The organism is Dyella sp. LX-66 (assembly GCF_018599165.1).
In the GTDB taxonomy this organism is placed as follows: domain Bacteria; phylum Pseudomonadota; class Gammaproteobacteria; order Xanthomonadales; family Rhodanobacteraceae; genus Dyella_D; species Dyella_D marensis.
This window is the reverse complement of sequence record NZ_JAHFVJ010000008.1, coordinates 99,237-118,710: the sequence shown is the minus strand read 5'-3', so window position 1 is coordinate 118,710 and position 19,474 is coordinate 99,237. Positions and strand designations below refer to the sequence as shown.

At 66.7% G+C, this 19,474-nt stretch carries 19 protein-coding genes and 2 tRNA genes; 16 read left to right on the top strand and 5 right to left on the bottom strand.

Annotated features, from left to right (window positions below; translation table 11 throughout):
* Positions 1-4 precede the first annotated feature (4 nt).
* Complete coding sequence (locus KK141_RS16380) at positions 5-517, bottom strand: GspH/FimT family pseudopilin (protein WP_214572208.1); 513 nt, start codon at positions 515-517, stop codon at positions 5-7.
* Between the two features lie 189 nt (positions 518-706).
* Between KK141_RS16380 and uvrB the strand changes: the two genes are divergently transcribed.
* The 4 genes from uvrB to KK141_RS16360 all read left to right on the top strand — a co-directional run bounded on the left by uvrB (position 707) and on the right by KK141_RS16360 (position 4,357).
* On the top strand, positions 707-2,731 hold the full coding sequence (gene uvrB, locus KK141_RS16375; protein WP_214572207.1) for an excinuclease ABC subunit UvrB: 2,025 nt from the start codon (positions 707-709) through the stop codon (positions 2,729-2,731).
* Positions 2,732-2,815: 84 nt separating this feature from the next.
* A tRNA-Val gene (locus KK141_RS16370) sits at positions 2,816-2,890 on the top strand.
* A gap of 185 nt (positions 2,891-3,075) precedes the next feature.
* A complete protein-coding gene (locus KK141_RS16365) occupies positions 3,076-3,855 on the top strand; it encodes a hypothetical protein (RefSeq protein WP_214572206.1) in 780 nt (259 codons plus the stop codon).
* A gap of 55 nt (positions 3,856-3,910) precedes the next feature.
* Positions 3,911-4,357, top strand: coding sequence for a CopD family protein (locus tag KK141_RS16360; RefSeq protein WP_214572205.1), 447 nt, complete (start codon positions 3,911-3,913; stop codon positions 4,355-4,357).
* A gap of 21 nt (positions 4,358-4,378) precedes the next feature.
* Here KK141_RS16360 and KK141_RS16355 read toward each other — a convergent pair whose 3' ends face one another.
* Positions 4,379-5,389, bottom strand: a complete 1,011-nt coding sequence (locus tag KK141_RS16355; RefSeq protein WP_214572204.1) for an NAD-dependent epimerase — start codon at positions 5,387-5,389, stop codon at positions 4,379-4,381.
* 318 nt (positions 5,390-5,707) lie between these two features.
* Between KK141_RS16355 and thrS the strand changes: the two genes are divergently transcribed.
* The 9 genes from thrS (at position 5,708) to KK141_RS16310 (ending at position 13,288) form a co-directional block, all read left to right on the top strand.
* A complete protein-coding gene (thrS, locus tag KK141_RS16350) occupies positions 5,708-7,609 on the top strand; it encodes a threonine--tRNA ligase (RefSeq protein ID WP_214572203.1) in 1,902 nt (633 codons plus the stop codon).
* A gap of 42 nt (positions 7,610-7,651) precedes the next feature.
* A complete protein-coding gene (infC, locus tag KK141_RS16345) occupies positions 7,652-8,176 on the top strand; it encodes a translation initiation factor IF-3 (protein ID WP_343203554.1) in 525 nt (174 codons plus the stop codon).
* A 230-nt stretch (positions 8,177-8,406) separates the two neighbouring features.
* On the top strand, positions 8,407-8,604 hold the full coding sequence (rpmI, locus tag KK141_RS16340) for a 50S ribosomal protein L35 (RefSeq protein WP_167252195.1): 198 nt from the start codon (positions 8,407-8,409) through the stop codon (positions 8,602-8,604).
* Positions 8,605-8,620: 16 nt separating this feature from the next.
* Positions 8,621-8,980: a 50S ribosomal protein L20 gene (gene rplT / locus KK141_RS16335; RefSeq protein WP_026635108.1), complete on the top strand. Its 360-nt coding sequence runs from the start codon at positions 8,621-8,623 to the stop codon at positions 8,978-8,980.
* A gap of 118 nt (positions 8,981-9,098) precedes the next feature.
* Positions 9,099-10,094, top strand: coding sequence for a phenylalanine--tRNA ligase subunit alpha (gene pheS, locus KK141_RS16330; RefSeq protein ID WP_214572202.1), 996 nt, complete (start codon positions 9,099-9,101; stop codon positions 10,092-10,094).
* A gap of 21 nt (positions 10,095-10,115) precedes the next feature.
* Positions 10,116-12,506: a phenylalanine--tRNA ligase subunit beta gene (gene pheT / locus KK141_RS16325; protein ID WP_214572201.1), complete on the top strand. Its 2,391-nt coding sequence runs from the start codon at positions 10,116-10,118 to the stop codon at positions 12,504-12,506.
* 1 nt (position 12,507) lies between these two features.
* Positions 12,508-12,807 (top strand): integration host factor subunit alpha, encoded by a 300-nt coding sequence (gene ihfA, locus KK141_RS16320; RefSeq protein ID WP_026635111.1) that lies wholly within the window; start codon positions 12,508-12,510, stop codon positions 12,805-12,807.
* Positions 12,788-13,144, top strand: a complete 357-nt coding sequence (locus KK141_RS16315) for a MerR family transcriptional regulator (protein WP_026635112.1) — start codon at positions 12,788-12,790, stop codon at positions 13,142-13,144. Before ihfA ends, KK141_RS16315 begins: the two co-directional genes overlap by 20 nt.
* A gap of 67 nt (positions 13,145-13,211) precedes the next feature.
* Positions 13,212-13,288 (top strand) — tRNA-Pro (locus tag KK141_RS16310).
* A gap of 79 nt (positions 13,289-13,367) precedes the next feature.
* On the opposite strand, the gene KK141_RS16305 is transcribed toward KK141_RS16310, so the two are convergent.
* On the bottom strand, positions 13,368-13,682 hold the full coding sequence (locus KK141_RS16305; RefSeq protein ID WP_214572200.1) for a UBP-type zinc finger domain-containing protein: 315 nt from the start codon (positions 13,680-13,682) through the stop codon (positions 13,368-13,370).
* A gap of 145 nt (positions 13,683-13,827) precedes the next feature.
* Here KK141_RS16305 and KK141_RS16300 point away from each other — a divergent pair, with 145 nt between their 5' ends.
* The gene (locus KK141_RS16300; protein WP_214572199.1) at positions 13,828-14,583 is read left to right on the top strand and encodes a hypothetical protein; all 756 of its coding nucleotides are present in this window, start codon (positions 13,828-13,830) and stop codon (positions 14,581-14,583) included.
* On the opposite strand, the gene KK141_RS16295 is transcribed toward KK141_RS16300, so the two are convergent.
* Both KK141_RS16295 and serA read right to left on the bottom strand, forming a co-directional pair.
* A complete protein-coding gene (locus KK141_RS16295) occupies positions 14,580-15,587 on the bottom strand; it encodes an NAD(P)H-quinone oxidoreductase (protein ID WP_250901814.1) in 1,008 nt (335 codons plus the stop codon). The genes KK141_RS16300 and KK141_RS16295 overlap by 4 nt on opposite strands.
* A gap of 100 nt (positions 15,588-15,687) precedes the next feature.
* A complete protein-coding gene (gene serA / locus KK141_RS16290) occupies positions 15,688-16,920 on the bottom strand; it encodes a phosphoglycerate dehydrogenase (RefSeq protein ID WP_214572198.1) in 1,233 nt (410 codons plus the stop codon).
* A 113-nt stretch (positions 16,921-17,033) separates the two neighbouring features.
* Here serA and KK141_RS16285 point away from each other — a divergent pair, with 113 nt between their 5' ends.
* Entirely contained in the window at positions 17,034-18,422 is a 1,389-nt protein-coding gene (locus tag KK141_RS16285) for an FAD-binding oxidoreductase (protein ID WP_214572197.1), read from the top strand.
* Positions 18,423-18,467: 45 nt separating this feature from the next.
* Positions 18,468-19,421 (top strand): prolyl aminopeptidase, encoded by a 954-nt coding sequence (gene pip / locus KK141_RS16280; RefSeq protein ID WP_214572196.1) that lies wholly within the window; start codon positions 18,468-18,470, stop codon positions 19,419-19,421.
* Positions 19,422-19,474 lie beyond the last annotated feature (53 nt).

The following is a 19,474-nucleotide window of genomic DNA, read 5'->3' as shown; positions in this document are numbered from 1 at the left end:
GGCTTCAGGTACCGACGCACTGGCGTAACTCGGACGGCGTGGCTTTGTCGCCACGCACGCGCCCGGCATTCGACACCTTCACGCTCAACGCCCGGCTGTCGATACCACGGTGGCAGATCAGTAAGGTGATATTGCTGCCGCCCGCCGAGCCATCGGCCTGGAACTGCACGCTGCGGCGGCCTTGCGGGCTGCGGATGCTCAGCTGGCTCGAAGGGCTGGCACGCCGGATTCTCGGCGGCCCTTCGAGCTGCCCAGGCCGGTCTCCACGCAATCCGACCAGCCAGCCTCCATCCCAGCCGGCTTCGTCGCTGCACCGGTCGCCATCGCGGGTGGGGCAGGCGAGCGCGACCCGGCCGGTCTGCACGGCCAGCGCCCTGGCATGGTTGAGCAGGGCGATCAGCTCGGTCTGCGCGCTGCGCAATTCGGTGCTGGCCCGCAGGCGCCGCAGCGAGGGCAGGCCGATGCAGGCCAGGATGGCGGCGACCGCGAGCACGAACAGCTGCTCGATCAGCGTCACGCCACGCGGCGGCAGATGGCTTGGGGACGGGGCTGGCACGCGCGCAACTCCATGGAAACCACATCCATGCTAGGCCGCCGGCCGGGCCCTGCCTGCCGGCCCTTCACGCCACACCCCGTCAGAGCCTGCTGACAAACCCTGTCAGCAGAAGCAATTTAAAATGTCCGGAAACGACCGCATGTGACTGCCATGACCGACCGTTTCGAACTCGTCTCCCCCTACCAGCCCGCCGGCGACCAGCCCCAGGCCATCCAGCGCCTGGTGGAAGGCTTCGACGCGGGTCTCGCCTCGCAGACCCTGCTGGGCGTGACCGGCTCCGGCAAGACCTTCACCATCGCCAACGTGATCCAGCAGGTGCAGCGCCCGACCATCGTCATGGCGCACAACAAGACGCTGGCCGCGCAGCTCTACGGCGAATTCAAGGAGTTCTTCCCGCACAACGCGGTGGAGTACTTCGTCAGCTACTACGACTACTACCAGCCGGAAGCCTACGTGGTCGCGTCCGACACCTTCATCGAGAAGGACGCCTCGATCAACGACCATATCGAGCAGATGCGCCTGGCCGCGACCAAGGCGCTGCTGTCGCGCAAGGACTCGCTGATCGTGGCCACCGTGTCGGCGATCTACGGCCTGGGCGATCCGGAGGATTACCTGTCGCTGCGGCTGATCCTGGCGCGCGGCGAGCGCATCGATCAGCGCGCGCTGATCCGCCAGCTCACCGAGCTGCAGTACACCCGCAACGAGCTGGAACTGCGTCGCGGCACCTACCGCGTGCGCGGCGAGATCATCGACGTGTTTCCGGCCGAATCGGAAACCGAAGCACTGCGCATCGAGCTGTTCGACGGCGAGGTGGAAAACCTTGCGCTGTTCGACCCGCTCACCGGCGAGACCATCCGCAAGGTGCCGCGCTACACGGTCTACCCGCGTACGCATTACGCCAGCACGCGCGAGAGCGTGTTGAATGCGATCGAGACCGTCAAGGTCGAGCTGAAGGACCGCCTGGAATACCTGTACAAGGAAAACAAGCTGGTCGAGGCGCAGCGCCTGGATCAGCGCACGCGTTTCGACCTGGAGATGATGGCCGAGGTCGGCTACTGCCAGGGCATCGAGAACTACTCGCGCCATCTCACCCGCCGCGGCCCCGGCGAGCCGCCGCCGACGCTGTTCGATTACCTGCCGGCGGATGCGCTGCTGGTGGTCGACGAATCGCACGTGACCATCCCGCAGCTCGGCGCCATGTACAAAGGCGACCGCTCGCGTAAGGAAACCCTGGTGGAATTCGGTTTCCGCCTGCCCTCGGCGATGGACAACCGTCCGCTGCGTTTCGAGGAATGGGAGCGCCGCGCGCCGCGCACCATCTATGTGTCGGCCACGCCCGGCAAGTACGAGCTGGGCAAGTCCGACGACTCCTCGCTGGTGGAACTGGTGGTGCGCCCGACCGGCCTGATCGACCCGGAAGTGGAAGTGCGCCCGGTGCGCACCCAGGTGGACGACCTGCTGGGCCAGATCCACGAACGCGTGGCGATGGGCGACCGCGTGCTGGTCACCACGCTGACCAAGCGCATGGCCGAGAACCTCACCGAGTACCTGAGCGAGCACAAGATCAAGGTGCGCTACCTGCACTCGGACATCGAAACGGTGGAGCGCGTGGAAATCATCCGCGACCTGCGCCTGGGCGAATTCGACGTGCTGGTCGGCATCAACCTGCTGCGCGAAGGCCTGGACATGCCCGAGGTTTCGCTGGTGGCGATCCTGGATGCCGACAAGGAAGGCTTCCTGCGTTCCAGCGGCTCGCTGATCCAGACCATCGGCCGCGCCGCGCGCAACGTGCGCGGCAAGGCCATCCTCTATGCCGATAACATCACCCGCTCCATGCAGGTGGCGATGGACGAGACGGCGCGCCGCCGCGAGAAGCAGGTGGCCTACAACGAGGAGCACGGCATCGTGCCGCAGTCGGTGGTGCGCCGCATCGCCGACATCATGGAAGGCGCGCGCAGCGCGGTGCCCACCCGCGGCCGCGGCGCCAAGGGCGCGAAGGCCGCCGCGGTGGCGGAGCAGGGCGCGGACTACAAGGCGCTCAGCGCCGACCAGGCCAGCGCCATGATCAAGAAGCTGGAGGCGCAGATGTACAAGCACGCCGAGAACCTGGAGTTCGAGGACGCCGCCCGCCTGCGCGACCAGATCCACCAACTGCGCGAGAAGGCCCTGCGCTGAATTCCGGGGAAAGACGGCGGCAGTTGTGGCTGCCCGGGGGCTCGTGTATGCTACGCGGCTCGCGCCGTCCTGCGGCGCGACTGTGGGCGGTTAGCTCAGCGGTAGAGCACTTCCTTGACATGGAAGGGGTCACAAGTTCGATCCTTGTACCGCCCACCATCTTCAAAAGCCGGAATTCTCAAGAGCTTGGCTCTCCTGGGGTTCCGGCTTTTTCTTTGCCCGTCCGCCGGCGGGGCAGGCCGGGCCTGCCGCTCGTCCATCCGGGACGCTCGACTCGATGGCGCGCATGGGTGCGTCGATTGCGCCGGTGCCGCCGACTGGTGCCGCACCTCACGGAAGGCATCGTGCCCGCTTCATGGATGATCGGCGTGGAGATGCTGTTCTACGTGATCTTCCCGCTCAGCCTGCTGGCGTGCAGCAATCTCTACCGGACGCTGTTCGTGCTGGCCGTGTCGATCCTGCTTTCGACGTTAGTGACCATCGACCTGAAGTCGATGGAAAGCGTGTATCCCAGCTTCGTCTACCACAATGCGGTGTCGCAGCTGCCCTATTTCATCTGGGGCATGGCGTTCTTCAATGTCCAGCGCGTGATCGTGCGGCACGTGGATGCCAGGCACGCCAGGATGATCTGCTGGGCGCTGTGTGCATTCGGGCTGGCGGCCATCTATACCCTGTATGCCAGCAGCACCATCTACATGTTCTTCTGGGTGCGCGGGCTGCGCCCCGCCTGGGACCATGCTGTGGGGTATTCCCTTCGGCGTGCTGTGCCTGGCGATGGCGCTGCATCCTTCGCGCCTGCTGTCGAACCCGCTCACGCGCTATCTCAGCAAGATCAGTTTCAGCATCTACCTCGTGCATCCCACCGTGCTCTTCAAGTTCGGCAGGGTGGGGCTGTACAACTGAGTCTATGCGAGGTTGCCGGGGCACGAGGCGGCCGCTTGCTTCGTCTGCCTGCTGATTTCGCTGGCCGTCATCGTGGCGATCGCGAGCGTGACTTACCGCGTGATCGAACAGCCCGGCATGAACTGGGGGAGGCGTATTTCCTCGCGCAAGGAAGTCGTGCTCACGCCTGCCTGACGGACGTCTCGCCACTTTCACTTGTACCGTTCCGCATTTACCGCTAAAAAACGGCGCGATCAAAAGCTCGCGCCTTTTCTGTTTTAGAACCGGGAGTCCGTCATGGCCTATCTGTGGATCAAGAGCCTGCACCTGCTGTTCGTGATGGCCTGGGTGGCCTCGATCTTCTATCTGCCGCGGATCCTGGTGAACATCGCCGAGGCCGGCAACGAATCCGCGGTGAAGGCGCGGCTGGAACTGATGGGCCTGCGGCTGTACCGCTTCGGCCACAACATGTTCGGCATGGCGCTGCTGTTCGGCGCCACGCTGTGGCAGGGCTGGCGGCTGTTTCCCGGCACGCTGCCGAATTTCGGCCATGCCGAATGGCTGTACGCCAAGCTGACCCTGGTGGCGCTGCTGCTGGCCTATTACGTGTGGAACGGCCGGCTGGTGAAGCGCAGCGCCAAGGGCGGCGCGCTGCCCAGCGCGAAAACGCTGCGCATCATGAACGAGCTGCCGGTGCTGGTGCTGCTGCTGATCATCTTCCTGGTGATCGCCAAGCCGTTCTGATGCCGCGCCGATACCGTGGGCTCAGGCGAGCCCGTGGTATTGGCGGTACCACGCGACGAAGCGGCGCACGCCTTCTTCGATCGACGTGTTCGGCGCATAGCCCACGTCGCGGCGCAGCGCGGAGACATCCGCCCAGGTGTCCGGCACGTCGCCGGGCTGCATCGGCAGCAGGCGTTTTTCCACGCTGCGGCCGAGGTTCTGTTCCATCAGCTCGATAAAGCGCAGCAGCTGCACGGGCTGGTCGTTGCCGATGTTGTAGACGCGATAGGGCGCCGACGAGCTGCCGGGATTCGGTTGCTCCGCGTCGTAGGCCGGGTCGGGCTGGGCGACGTGGTCCAGCGTGCGGATCACGCCTTCGACGATGTCGTCGATATAGGTGAAGTCGCGGCTGTGGTTGCCGAAGTTGAACACGTCGATCGGCTCGCCGCGGCTGATGCGGTCGGCGAACAGCATCGGCGACATGTCCGGCCGGCCCCAGGGGCCGTAGACGGTGAAGAAGCGCAGGCCGGTGGTGGGCAGGCCGAACAGGTGGCTGTAGGTGTGCGCCATCAGCTCGTTGGCTTTCTTGCTGGCGGCATACAGGCTGACCGGATGGTCGACCGGGTCTTCCACCGAGAACGGCAGCTTGCGGTTGGCGCCGTAGACCGAGCTGGACGAGGCGTAGACCAGATGCTCCACGCCGTGATGCCGGCAGGCCTCGAGGATGTGGGTGAAGCCGACCAGGTTGCTGCGCACGTACGACTGCGGGTTCTTCAGCGAATAGCGCACGCCGGCCTGGGCGGCCAGGTTCACCACGCGCTGCGGCTGGAAGGTGGCGAAGGCCTGCTCGATGGCTTCGCCGTCCGCGAGGTCGGCGCGCAGGTGCGTGTAGGCCGGATGCGCGGCGAAGCGGGCCAGGCGGGCTTCTTTCAGAGCCGGGTCGTAGTAGTCGTTGTGGTTGTCGATGCCGTACACCTCGTCGCCGCGGGCGAGCAGGCGCTCGGCGAGGGCGGAGCCGACGAAGCCGGCGGTGCCGGTGACCAGGATGCGCATGGGCTTTACTCTGAAAAAGATGCCCACAAATTCTATCGGCGCTGAATTGACACAGGAACGGCGCTAAACTAGCGTTTCGTCCTTCCTATCGAACGGAAACCAAGGTGGCCCGCGCCAAAAGTGCCGGCCGAGTGTGCGACATGGCAACTACCCAGCGCCAACTCTGAATCCCGCCACGCCTTGTGAATCCACAAAGGGCGCCGTGGCGCTCTTTATTTTTGCCCGCCGTCCGGGCGGGCAAAGGCAAAACCGGCCATCCATGGCCGGACTCTTCAAATAAAGCACGCCCGTTGATCGGGCACTGCACAGGTGTTTCCCATGATCGAAATCACGCTACCCGACGGCAGCAAGCGCCCCTTCGACCACCCCGTCACGGTGCAGGACGTGGCTGCCTCCATCGGCGCCGGCCTGGCCAAGGCCACCCTGGCCGGCAAGGTGGACGGCAAGCTGGTCGACGCCGGCTTCCCCATCGAGCATGACGCCCGCCTCGAGATCGTCACCGAGAAAAGCCCCGAGGCGCTGGACATCCTGCGCCATTCCACCGCCCACCTGCTGGCCCAGGCCGTGCAGCGCCTGTATCCCGGCGCGCAGGTCACCATCGGCCCGGTGATCGACAACGGCTTCTATTACGACTTCGCCTACGAGCGTCCCTTCACGCCGGACGACCTGGCCAAGATCGAAGAAGAGATGCACAAGATCGTGCAGGAAGCGCTGCCGGTGACGCGCAGCGTGAAGTCGCGCGACGACGCGGTGTCGTTCTTCCGCGGCATCGGCGAGGAATACAAGGCCGAGATCATCGAGAGCATTCCCGCCAACGAGGAACTCTCGCTGTACACGCAGGGCGAATTCACCGACCTGTGCCGCGGCCCGCACGTGCCCAACACCGGCAAGCTGCGCGCGTTCAAGCTGATGAAGGTGGCCGGCGCCTATTGGCGCGGCGATTCCAACAACGCGATGCTGACGCGCGTGTACGGCACGTCCTGGCTCAACGACAAGGACCTGAAGGCCTACCTGCACCAGCTGGAAGAAGCCGAGAAGCGCGACCACCGCAAGATCGGCAAGGCGCTGGACCTGTTCCACCAGCAGGAAGAAGCGCCCGGCATGGTGTTCTGGCATCCCAACGGCTGGGCCATCTGGCAGGCGGTGGAGCAGTACGTGCGCGGCGTGTACCGCTCCAGCGGCTACCAGGAAGTGCGCGGCCCGCAGATCATGGACGTGAGCCTGTGGAAGAAGTCCGGCCACTGGGACAACTACCAGGAAAACATGTTCTTCACCGAGTCGGAGAAGCGCACCTACGCGCTCAAGCCGATGAACTGCCCGGGCCACGTGCAGATCTTCAACACCAGCCTGCACAGCTACCGCGACCTGCCGGTGCGCTACGGCGAATTCGGCGGCTGCCACCGTAACGAGCCCTCCGGCGCGCTGCACGGGATCATGCGCGTGCGCGCCTTCACGCAGGACGACGGCCATATCTTCTGCACGGAAGATCAGATCGAATCCGAGGTCACGGCCTTCCACCAGCAGGCCATGAAGGTGTACGGGGACTTCGGCTTCGAGGACATCGCGCTCAAGATCGCCCTGCGCCCGGACAAGCGCATCGGCACCGACGCCGTGTGGGACCGTGCCGAGGACGCCCTGCGCGCGGCCCTGCGCTCGGCCGGCGTGGAATGGCAGGAGCTGCCGGGCGAGGGCGCCTTCTACGGCCCCAAGATCGAGTACCACATGAAGGACTCGATCGGCCGCGGCTGGCAGGTCGGCACCATGCAGGTCGATTTCATGATGCCCGAGCGCCTGGGCGCCGAGTACGTGGACGAGCACAGCCAGCGCCGCCACCCGGTGATGCTGCACCGGGCCATCGTGGGCTCGATGGAGCGCTTCATCGGCATCCTGATCGAGCACCACGCCGGCCACCTGCCGCCCTGGCTGGCCCCGGTCCAGGCCCAGGTGTTCAGCATTACCGACGCCCAGGCCGGCTACGTGCGCGAAATCACGCAAGCCCTTGTCGAGAAAGGTTTCAGAGTCAAGGCGGATTTGCGCAACGAAAAGGTCGGTTATAAAATCCGCGAACATACGTTGCAAAAGGTCCCGTACCTGCTCGTGGTCGGTGACCGTGAGAAGGAATCGGGGGCTGTTTCCGTGCGTACCCGTGCCGGTGAAGACCTGGGCAGCATGCCGCTGGCCGCCTTCATCGAGCGCCTGGAGGCCGAGACGCGGCGCTGACCGCCGCCCGGCCAATCGACAATTCTTCTGGAGGATAGTGGTATCGCTACCACCGACAATAAGGGCAATCGCCGCAACCATGAGATCCGCGTCCCGCGCGTACGCGTGATCGGTGCGGATTCGGAGCAGCTGGGCATCCTCACGCGTGACGAGGCCTTGCGCTTGGCTGAAGAGGCCGGGATGGACCTGGTCGAGATCCAGCCCAACGGCGACCCGCCGGTCTGCCGCATCATGGATTACGGCAAGTTCAAGTTCGAAGCCCAGAAGAAGGCCCAGGCGGCCAAGAAGAAGCAGAAGCAGGTCGAGATCAAGGAAGTGAAGTTCCGTCCGGTCACGGACGTGGGCGACTACCAGATCAAGCTGCGCAACATGCTTCGCTTCCTGGAGGAGGGCGACAAGGTCAAGGTCACCATCCGCTTCCGCGGCCGCGAAATGTCGCACCAGGACCTGGGCCAGAACCTGGCCAAGAAGATCCAGGAAGACGTCGGCGAGAACGGCGTGGTGGAGTCCTTCCCCCGCCTGGAAGGCCGCCAGATGGTCATGATGATCGGCCCGAAGAAGAAGTAAGCCCGGGTCCGATCTCCCGCAGCGGCGGCCCTGGGCCGCCGTTTGCGTTTCCTGGCCCGGTCGGGGCCGGAAGCCCGCTGCGCCGCACCACTGGCAAACCGCCCCCGATCCCCGTACAATCGCCGGTTCGACCCACCAGGACGGGTCGTGAACCGATCGTGGCAGGACGGAAAGCGCAGCCCCCCGGGTTGCCGCCAGATCAGTCAGAAACCGAGATACGGAGCATTTCCATGCCCAAGATCAAGACCAACCGGGCGGCGGCGAAGCGTTTTCGCAAGACCGCTTCCGGCAAGTTCAAGGCCGGTCACGCCTTCAAGTCGCACATCCTGACCAAGAAGTCGACCAAGCGTAAGCGCAACCTGCGCGCCACCAATCACGTCAAAGCTTGCGACACGAAGGCCGTCGCTCGCATGTTGCCGTACGTCTAAGGCGGAGGACTGAACCATGGCTCGTGTAAAGCGTGGCGTTACCGCCCGTCGTCGTCACAAGAAGATCATCGGCCGCGCGAAGGGCTACTACAACGCCCGTCGCAAGGTCTTCCGCGTAGCTAACCAGGCCGTCATCAAGGCCGGTCAGTACGCCTATATCGGCCGCAAGCAGAAGAAGCGCCAGTTCCGCGCCCTGTGGATCGTGCGTATCAACGCTGCCGCCCGTCAGTTCGGCCTGTCCTACAGCCGCCTGATCAATGGCCTGAGCAAGGCCGGCATCACCGTCGACCGCAAGGTCCTGGCGGACATCGCCGTGCACGACATCAAGGCTTTTGGGGCCATCGCGGAAAAGGCGAAGGCCAGTCTGGCCGCTTGATCGTCCGGCGCTAGCGCGCACTGACGATATGATGTGAATCAAGCGGGGAGGAGGCCTAAACGCCTCCTCCCCGTTTTGTTTTGGGCCAGCCCCAGCCGCAAACACAGGAACCGCACCGATGGACGACCTGGACACCCGGGCCGCGCAAGCCCAGGCCGAGATCGCAGCCGCCGACACGCTCGATGCGCTCGAAGCGCTGCGCGTGGGCCTGCTGGGCAAGAGCGGCATCGTCACCGCCGCGCTGAAGACCCTGGGCGCGCTGCCGCCGGAAGAAAAGAAGGCGCGCGGCGCCGAGGTCAACCGCATCAAGGAGCGCCTCGCCGACGCCCTCGGCGCGCGCAAGCAGCTGCTGGAGCAGGCCGAGCTCGACCGCCGCCTGGCCTCCGAGAAGCTCGACATCACCCTGCCGGGCCGCGACGGCGAGCACGGCGGCATCCACCCGATCACCCGTGCGCTGGAGCGCATTTCGGCGATTTTCGGCCGGCTGGGCTACCAGCGCGCCGACGGTCCGGAGATCGAGGACGACTGGCACAACTTCGAGGCGCTGAACTTCCCGCCGCACCATCCGGCGCGCGCCATGCACGACACCTTCTATTTCGGCGACGGGCGCCTGCTGCGCACGCATACCTCGCCGGTGCAGATCCGTTCGATGCAGGGGCGCCAGCCGCCGATCCGCGTGATCGCGCCGGGCAAGGTCTATCGCAGCGATTCGGACCAGACCCATTCGCCGATGTTCCACCAGATCGAAGGCCTGCTGGTCGACGAGACCTCCAGCTTCGCCGACCTCAAAGGCACCCTGGCCGAATTCATCCGCGCCTTCTTCGAGCGCGATTTCGAGATGCGCTTCCGCCCCAGCTACTTCCCCTTCACCGAGCCCTCGGCCGAAGTGGACATCCGCTGGGACGCCGAGGACGGCTCCACCCGCTGGCTGGAAGTGCTGGGCTGCGGCATGGTGCATCCGAACGTGCTGAAGAACTGCGGCATCGACCCGGAGCGCTACACCGGTTTCGCCTTCGGCCTGGGCGTGGAGCGCTTCGCCATGCTGCGCTACGGCGTGTCCGACCTGCGCGCGTTCTTCGAGAACGATCTGCGCTTCCTCAAGCAATTCGCCTAATCGCCGCGGGAACCGATACGCATGAAATTTTCGGAAAACTGGTTGCGTCACCATGTGCCGACGAACGCATCGCGCGACGAGCTCGCGGCGACGCTGACGGCGATCGGCCTGGAAGTCGAGGACGTCGCCGCGCTGGGTGAATCGCTGGATGGCGTGATCGTCGCGCGCATCGTCAGCGCGCAGAAACATCCCGAGGCCGACCGCCTGCAGGTGTGCGAGGTCGACACCGGCAACGGCATCGTCCAGATCGTCTGTGGCGCGCCGAATGCGCGCGCCGGTCTGGTCGCCCCGCTGGCGATGGTCGGCGCGCAGCTGCCCGGCGGCATCGCGATCAAGGCAGCGAAGCTGCGTGGGGTGGAGTCGTTCGGCATGTTGTGCTCGGCCAAGGAGCTGGACATCGATCCAGACGCGTCGGGCTTGCTCGAACTTCCCGCCGATGCGCCGGTGGGTACGCCGCTGGCCACCTATCTGGGTCTGCCGGACGCCACCATCGAGATCAAGCTCACGCCCAACCGCGCCGACTGCTTCAGCGTGCGCGGCATTGCCTTCGATGTGGCGGCCGCGCTGAACGGAGGGGTGATCGAACTCGATGCCAGGCCCGTGCCGGCCCAGAGCGATGCCGCGATGAAGGTCGTGCTCGAAGCGGGTGAGCGCGTTCCGCGTTTCGCGGGGCGCGTCATCGATAACGTCGACGCGTCGGTCCCGACCCCGGTATGGATGGCCGAGCGGCTGCGCCGCAGCGGCCTGCGTCCGATCAGCTTCCTGGTGGATGTCACGCAGTACGTCATGCTGGAACTCGGCCAGCCGATGCATGCGTTCGACAAGGCCAAGCTGGAGGGCGAGATCGTGGTGCGCCCGGCGCGCGCGGGCGAGCCGCTGGCCCTGCTGGATGGCCGCACGGTCGAGCTGGACGACGATTTCCTGGTGGTATCCGACAGCCGCGGCGGCAGGGCCGCGCGGGCGGTGGCGCTCGGCGGCATCATGGGCGGCCAGGACACGCGCGTCACGGAGGCGACCCGCAGCGTGTTCCTCGAGGCGGCGCACTGGATTCCCTCGGCGATCATCGGCCGCAGCCGCAAGCTGGGCATGCATACGGATGCCGGGCATCGTTTCGAGCGCGGCGTCGATCCGCAGTTGCCGGGCGTCGCGGTCGAGTACGCGACCCGGTTGATTCTCGACATCGCCGGCGGCGTGGCCGGGCCACTGATCGACGTCACCTTGCCGGAACATCTGCGCGCGCCGCAGCCGATTCTGCTGCGCCGTGCCCGGCTGGGGCGGGTGCTCGGGCTGACCGTGGCCGACGACGAAGTCGCCCGCATCTTCACCGCGCTCGGCATGCAGGTGGAGCCGCAGGCCGACGGCTGGCGCGTCACCGCGCCCAGCCGCCGTTTCGACATCGAGCGCGAAGAGGACCTGATCGAAGAGGTCGCGCGCATCCACGGCTACGAAAACATCCCGACCCACACGCCCGCCGGCGCGCTGACCCTGGCGGTCGAGCCGGAAGCGCGCCTGGGCGAGCTGGCCCTGCGCGAGCAGCTGGCGGCGCGCGGCTACTACGAGGCGGTCAGCCTGGCCTTTATCGGCAGCGACGTGCTGCAGCGCTGGGGCATGACGGAGCGGCTGGTGCCACTGGCCAATCCGCTTTCGGCCGACCTGGCGGTGATGCGTCCCTCGCTGCTGCCGGGCCTGATCGAAGCGCTGCGCCACAACCGCGCGCGCCAGCAGGAGCGGGTGCGCCTGTTCGAAGTGGCGCGCGTGTTCGCCGCCGGCGACCCGCCGGTGGAGACGCCCAGCCTGGCCATCGCCGCCTGCGGCTCCGCCCGCGCGGAACAGTGGGGCGAGGCGAGCCGGCCGCTGGATTTCCACGATCTCAAGGGCGAACTCGACGCCATCGTCGCCTGGGGCGGCGAGCCGCAGCGCTGGTCGGTGCATGCCGACGGCCTGCCGGGCTGGCTGCATCCGGGGCGCGGCGCCCGCGTCGCGCGCGACGGCCAGACCGTCGGCTACCTCGGCGCGCTGCATCCGCAGCTGGCCAAGGCGCTGGACCTGGGGCCGGACGTGCACGTGCTGGAACTGGCCCTGGAACCGCTGCTCGCCCGCCGCCTGCCCAAGGCCGCGTCGGTACCGCGCTTCCCTTCGGTGCGTCGCGATATCGCCGTGGACCTGCCCGAGGAAGTGAGCTGGGCGCAGGTCGAGCAGAGCGTCCGCGCGGCCGTCGGCGGGGCGCTCGCAGAGCTGCGCCTGTTCGACCGCTACGCCGGCAAAGGCGTCGAGACTGGCCGAAAGAGTCTCGCTATGGGCTTGATTTTGCAGGACGCTTCACGCACGCTTACTGACGACGACGCAGACCGCTTCGTGCGCGAGGCGTTCGCTGCGTTGGAGACTTCATGCAAGGCAAGATGGCGAGGATGACATGGCGCTGACCAAGGCGGAGATGGCCGAGCGCCTCTTTCTCGAGGTGGGCCTCAACAAGCGTGAGGCGAAAGAATTCGTGGACGCCTATTTCGAGGTGGTCCGCGAAGCGCTGGAAAAGGGCGAGCAGGTGAAGCTGTCGGGGTTCGGCAATTTCGACCTGCGGCAGAAGAACCAGCGCCCGGGACGCAACCCCAAGACCGGCGAGGAGATCCCGATCTCCGCCCGCCGCGTGGTGACGTTCCGGCCGGGGCAGAAACTCAAGGTGAGAGTGGAGAGCTATGCTGGACCAAGGGAATAACACCGAGCTCCCGGCCATCCCGGCCAAGCGCTACTTCACCATCGGTGAGGTCAGCGAGCTGTGTGGCGTGAAGCCGCACGTGCTGCGGTACTGGGAACAGGAATTCCCCGCGCTCAACCCGGTCAAGCGCCGCGGCAACCGCCGCTACTACCAGCGCCACGACGTGCTGATGATCCGGCAGATCCGTGCCCTGCTGTACGACGAAGGCTTCACCATCACCGGCGCCCGCGCCCGGCTGGAAGGCCCGCAGGCGCGCATGGAGTCGAGCATTTCGCACCAGATCGTGCGCCAGGTGCGCATGGAGCTGGAAGAAGTGCTGAGCCTGCTGCGCCGCTGAGTGCGCAGGCTGCCAAGCTTTCGCAAGTCCTGCCCTAGCTGCTAGACTTGCCCACTTGCCGTAGCGTCGGGGCGTAGCGCAGCCTGGTAGCGCATTTGCCTGGGGGGCAAAGGGTCGTCGGTTCGAATCCGGCCGCCCCGACCAATTACGGTGATGGATTCGAAAGGCGCCCTTGGGCGCCTTTCTTTTTAGGTGTGTCGGCGCCCACTGGGCGCCTTTTCTTTTACTCGTCGACGTAACGCGGTATCGGCCCCGGATGCGCCGTCTTCCGGTCCGAGAGATCGAACATCACGTCATCCACATAGCACCAGCCCCAGCCCTCCGGCGGATCGTAGCCCTCGATGATGGGATGCCTCGTCGCGCGGTAATGCTTGGTCGCGTGCCGGTTCGGTGAGTCGTCGCAGCAGCCCACGTGGCCGCAGCTGCGGCAGATGCGCAGGTGGACCCACGGGCTGCCGGTCTTCAGGCATTCCTCGCATCCGGCGGCGCTGGGCGTGACGTCGCGGATGCCGTCGAGATGGCTGCAGCTGGCTTTCATCGCGGTCTCCTTGGGGTGGCATGCCGCTCGCGATCGGCCGCGCCATGCGCTTTCAGAGTTCTTCAAGGCTTTTTCAGGCGCGTTTCAGGACTCGAACGCGCCGCCTGGCGAGGGTGCGGGGAATCCCCGCCAATCGAGAGGCTACATGAAGACACTCGCTCCCATCCCCGCGCATGTGCCGGCCGGTTTCGGCGACGGCCAGCTCGACCGGCTGCGCCGCGCGCTGGACCGCTGGTTCTACTTCGGCATAGCCTGGCTGGTGCTGCTGGTGGTGGGCTACGGCTTTGGCCGCGGCTTGGGTGAGCGGCTGCTGCATCGGGCGGAGCCGCTGCCGTGGATCCTGCACGTCCACGTGCTGGTGTTCGCGGGCTGGGTGCTGCTGTTCCTCATCCAGACCGGGTTGGTGAGTCGGCACGCGGTACGCCTGCACCGGCGGCTGGGTCTGTTCGGCGCGGGCCTGGGCACGGTGCTGCCGGTGCTGGGCGTGGCCACTGCGCTGGTGATGCGCCAGTGGCACGCGCGCCAGGGACCGGTGCACGACGCCTTCCTGGCCATCTCCTTCAACGACATGCTGACCTTCGCGCTGGCCTTCGGCCTGGCGGTGCGCTGGAGGCGTCAGCCGGACTTCCACCGCCGGCTGATGCTGATCGCCACCTGCGCACTGACCGTGGCCGCGTTCGCGCGTTTCCCGCGCGCCCTGGTGCCGGCCAATACCTGGTACGCCTACGTGGACGTGCTGATCGGGCTGGGCCTGCTGAGGGATCTCATCGTCGAAGGCCGCATCCACCGTGCCTATGCGATCGGCCTGCCGTGCGTGATGGCGGGGCAGGGGCTGGCGCTGTACCTGGCGTTCGCGGCCCCCGCGGGCTGGCTGGCGCTGCTGCACGCCATGCTGGACTAAGCCACCTTCAACACGATCTTGCCGACGTGCTCGCCGCTCTCCATCAGCCGGTGCGCATCCGCCGCGCGCGCCAGCGGAAACACCTCGTGCACCATCGGCAGGCAGCGGCCGGCGGCCAGCACCGGCCACACATGCGCGCGCAGGTCGTTGGCGATCTCGGCTTTCTCCGCGCCGCTGCGCGCACGCATGGTGGAGCCGGTGACGGTGGCGCGCTTGAGCACCAGCGCCTGCAGGTCGATCTGTTCCGCGTGGATGCCGCCCAGGAAGCCGATCACCACCAGCCGCCCGTCGCGCGCCAGGGCGGCCAGGTTCCGCTCGAAATACGAGCCGCCCATGATGTCCAGGATCACATCGGCACCATGCCCGTCGGTCTTGCTCAGCACCGCCAGCGCGAAGTTCTCTTCGTGATAGTTGATCGCCTCGGCGCCCAGATGCCGCACCACCGCGCACTTGTGCTCGCTGCCGGCGGTGGCGAAGGCGGCGATGCCGAACTCGCGGCACAGCATCAGCGCGGTGGTGCCGATGCCGCTGGTGCCGCCATGGATCAGCACCCGCTCGCCCGGCACCGCGCGGCCGATGCGGAACAGGTTGGCCCACACGGTGAAGAAGGTTTCCGGAATGGCCGCGGCGTGGATCGAATCGATGCCGTCGGGAATCGGCAGGGCCTGCCCCGCGGGCAGCACGCAGTATTCGGCGTAGCCGCCGCCGTTGGTCAGCCCGCACACGCGGTCGCCGAGGGCGAAGCCCTGCACGTCGGCTCCCAGCGCCACGATCTCGCCGGCAATCTCCAGCCCCGGCGTGGGATGCGCGCCCGGCGGCATCGGATAGCGGCCCTGGCGCTGGATCACGTCGGGACGGTTCACGCCCGCCGCCTGCACCCGCACCAGCACTTCGTCGCGCGTCGGTTCGGGCAGGGGCACGGTGCGCGGTTGCAGTACGTCCGGCGGACCGGGCGTGTCGATGCCGATCTCGATCATCCGGTCCGGCAGGAAGACCTTGCTCATGGCGCGCGCATCCTTCCACGGGGTCCTTTTCGTTTACCCGGCGGGCGGTGAAAGACGCGTATGGCGGAGCGTCTTCCGTTCAGCGGGATACGCCCGCGCGTCAGTACAGCACGCGGCTGCGCAAGGTGCCCGGAATCTCCGCCAGCCGGTCCTTCAGCGCGCCGGCCTGCGCTTCGTCGGCCGACACGTCGATCACCACATAGCCCACCTGTGGATCGGTCTGCAGGAACTGCGCGTCGATATTGATGTTGCCGGCGGAAAACAGTTCGTTGATGCGCGACAGCACGCCCGGCACGTTGCGGTGGATATGCAGCAGGCGGCGGCTGTTCGGATGCTCCGGCAAGGTCACTTCGGGGAAGTTCACCGCCGACAGAGTGGACCCGTTGTCGCTGTAGCGCACCAGCTTGCTCGCCACCTCGATGCCGATATTGTCCTGCGCTTCGAGCGTGCTGCCGCCGATATGCGGGGTGAGGATCACGTTGTCCATGCCCACCAGCGGCGACACGAACGGATCGTCGTTGCCCTTGGGTTCCAGCGGGAACACGTCCACCGCGGCGCCGGCGATATGGCCGCTGCGCAGCGCGGCGGCGAGCGCGTCGATGTCCACCACGGTGCCGCGCGAGGCATTGATCAGCACCGAGCCCTTGCGCATCTTGGCAAGCTCCGTGGCGCCGATCATCAGTTTGGTCGCCGGCGTTTCCGGCACGTGCAGGGTCACCACGTCGGCGCGTTCCAGCAGGTCGTCCAGGCTGCCGGCGGCGCGCGCGTTGCCCAGCGACAGCTTGGTCTCGATGTCGTGGAAGATCACGCGCATGCCCAGCGACTCGGCCAGCACGCCGATCTGGGTGCCGATATGGCCGTAGCCGACGATGCCCAGCACCTTGTCGCGCGCTTCGAAGCTGCCCGCCGCGGACTTGGTCCAGCCGCCGCGATGGCACAGCGCATTCTTCTGCGGGATGCCGCGCAACAGCATGATCGCCTCGGCGATCACCAGCTCGGCCACGCTGCGCGTATTGGAGTAGGGCGCGTTGAACACCGGCACGCCCTGCACGCGCGCGGCTTCCAGGTCCACCTGGTTGGTGCCGATGCAGAAGCAGCCCACCGCGATCAGCCGGCGCGCGTGTTCCAGCACGTCGGCGGTCAGATGGCTGCGCGAACGGATGCCGACGATATGCGCCTCGGCGATGCGCGCTTTCAGTTCCGCTTCCGGCAGCGACTTCTCGTGGAATTCGATCTGGCTGTAGCCGGCGCGGCGGAACACATCTACAGCGCTCTGGCTGACGCCTTCGAGCAGGAGGACCTTGATGTCTGCTTTCGGATACGAGGTTTTCATGGGCCGCCGGGCGTGTCTGGATGAAGGTGGGCAAAGCGGCACTATGCGGCAGCGCAGCACTGGACCGCAACGGCTGCGGCTGGCAGGCTGGGCGACTCGCTTACGGAGTCGCCATGACCGCACCCGCTCCCGCCCTGGCCCAACTGGCCGCCCGCCTGCCCGAACTGCGCCTGCTCACGGAGCCGGCCGACCTGGAGCACTACGGCCGCGACTGGACCCGCCGCTGGACGCCGGCCCCGCTGGCCATCGCCCTGCCGGCCACGGTGGAGGAGGCCCAGGCCGTGGTGCGCTGGGCCAACGAGCATGGCGTGGCCCTGGTGCCCTCGGGCGGGCGCACTGGCCTTTCCGGCGGGGCGGTGGCAGCCAACGGCGAGCTGGTGCTGAGCCTGGAGCGCATGAACCGCGTGCTCGGCTTCGAGCCGATCGACCGCACCCTCACCGTGCAGGCCGGCATCGCGCTGCAGGCCGTGCACGACGCCGCGCGCACGCATGGGCTGATCTATCCGGTCGACTTCGCCGCGCGCGGCTCCTGCTCCATCGGCGGCAACATCGCCACCAATGCCGGCGGCATCCGGGTGATCCGCTACGGCAATACGCGCGAATGGATCGCGGGCCTCAAGGTGATCGCCGGCAACGGCGAACTGCTCGAACTCAATCGCGGCCTGATCAAGAACTCCAGCGGCTACGACCTGCGCCATCTCACCATCGGCTCCGAGGGCACGCTGGGCATCGTGGTGGAAGCCACCCTGCGCCTGGCCGAGCCGCCGCCGCCTTCGCAGGTGATGCTGCTGGCGCTGCCGGACATGGCCGCGCTGATGCAGGTGTTCGCGCTGTTCCGCGCGCGCCTGAAGCTGCAGGCTTTCGAATTCTTCACCGACGTCGCCCTGCGCCACGTGCTGGCGCACGGCGCGCAGCGCGCGCTCGACGGCGAGCATCCGTTCTACGTGGTCACCGAATTCGACGCCGCCGACGAAGCCGCGCAGGACGCCGCCCTGGCCGCGTTCGAGCACGGCGTCAACGAGGGCTGGATCGCCGACGGCGCGATCGCGCAAAGCGAAGCCCAGGCCGCCGCGCTGTGGCGCCTGCGCGAAGGCATCACCGAAAGCCTGGCGCCGCACAAGCCGTACAAGAACGACATCTCCCTGCGCATCGGCGCGCTGCCGGCCTTCCTGGACGAGATCCAGGCCCTGCTGGGGCAGGCCTATCCGCACTTCGAGGTGGTGTGGTTCGGCCATATCGGCGACGGCAACCTGCATATCAACGTGCTCAAGCCCGAAGGCCTGGCCGATGCCGAATTCATCGCCCAGTGCGAGCAGGTGACCAAGCTGCTGGCCGAAGCGCTCAAGCGGCATGGCGGCAGCATCTCGGCCGAACACGGCATCGGCCTGGTGAAGAAGCCGTATCTGGAGAGCACGCGCAGCGCGGCGGAAATCGCGCTGATGCGGGGCGTGAAGCAGGTGTTCGATCCGAACGGCATCCTCAACCCCGGCAAGCTGTTTTAGGGGCTTGCGGTATCCTCGGCGCTTTGAATCGCCGGAGATGCCCGCATGACCCAGCAACGCCGCAAGCTGTATCCCGAGATCGAGCCGTTCGACAGCGGCATGCTCAAGGTGTCGGACCTGCACACCCTGCACTACGAGCAGTGCGGCAATCCGAACGGCAAGCCGGTGGTGTTCCTGCATGGCGGCCCCGGCGGCGGCATCAATCCGAACTACCGCCGTTTCTTCGATCCGAAGGCCTACCGCATCGTGCTGTTCGACCAGCGCGGCTGCGGCAAGTCCACGCCGCATGCTGAGCTGACCGACAACACCACCTGGCATCTGGTGGCCGATATCGAGCGCATCCGCGAGCATCTGGGCATCGATCGCTGGCAGGTGTTCGGCGGCTCCTGGGGTTCGACGCTGGCGCTGGCCTATGCGCAGACGCATCCGGACAAGGTCACCGAGCTGGTGCTGCGCGGCATCTTCATGCTGCGGCGCTGGGAGCTGGAGTGGTTCTACCAGAAGGGCTGCGACGCGCTGTTCCCGGATGCATGGGAAAGCTATCTGGAAGCGATTCCCGAAGCCGAGCGCGGCGACCTGATGAGCGCGTATCACCGCCGCCTGACCAGCACCGATCCGAAGGTGCGCGTGGAAGCGGCGCGCGCCTGGTCGGTGTGGGAAGCGGCCACCAGCCATCTGTACCAGGACCCGGCGCATATCGAATCCAGCGGCGAGGACGAATTCGCGCTGGCCTTCGCGCGCATCGAATGCCATTACTTCGTGCACGGCGGTTTCTTCGAGCACGACGACCAGCTGCTGCGCAACGTCGAGCGCATCCGCAAGATTCCCGCGGTGATCGTGCAGGGCCGCTACGACGTGGTGTGCCCGATGCGCAGCGCGTGGGACCTGCATCGTGCGTGGCCGGAGGCGGACTTGCGCGTGGTGGCGGACGCGGGGCATTCGGCGCTGGAGCCGGGGATCGCGCATGAGTTGCTGGAGGCGACCGACCGCTTCCGCTGAGCTTTCCGCCGCGGCAAAGAAAAAGGCCACGCCCGTCGCCGGGCGTGGCCTTT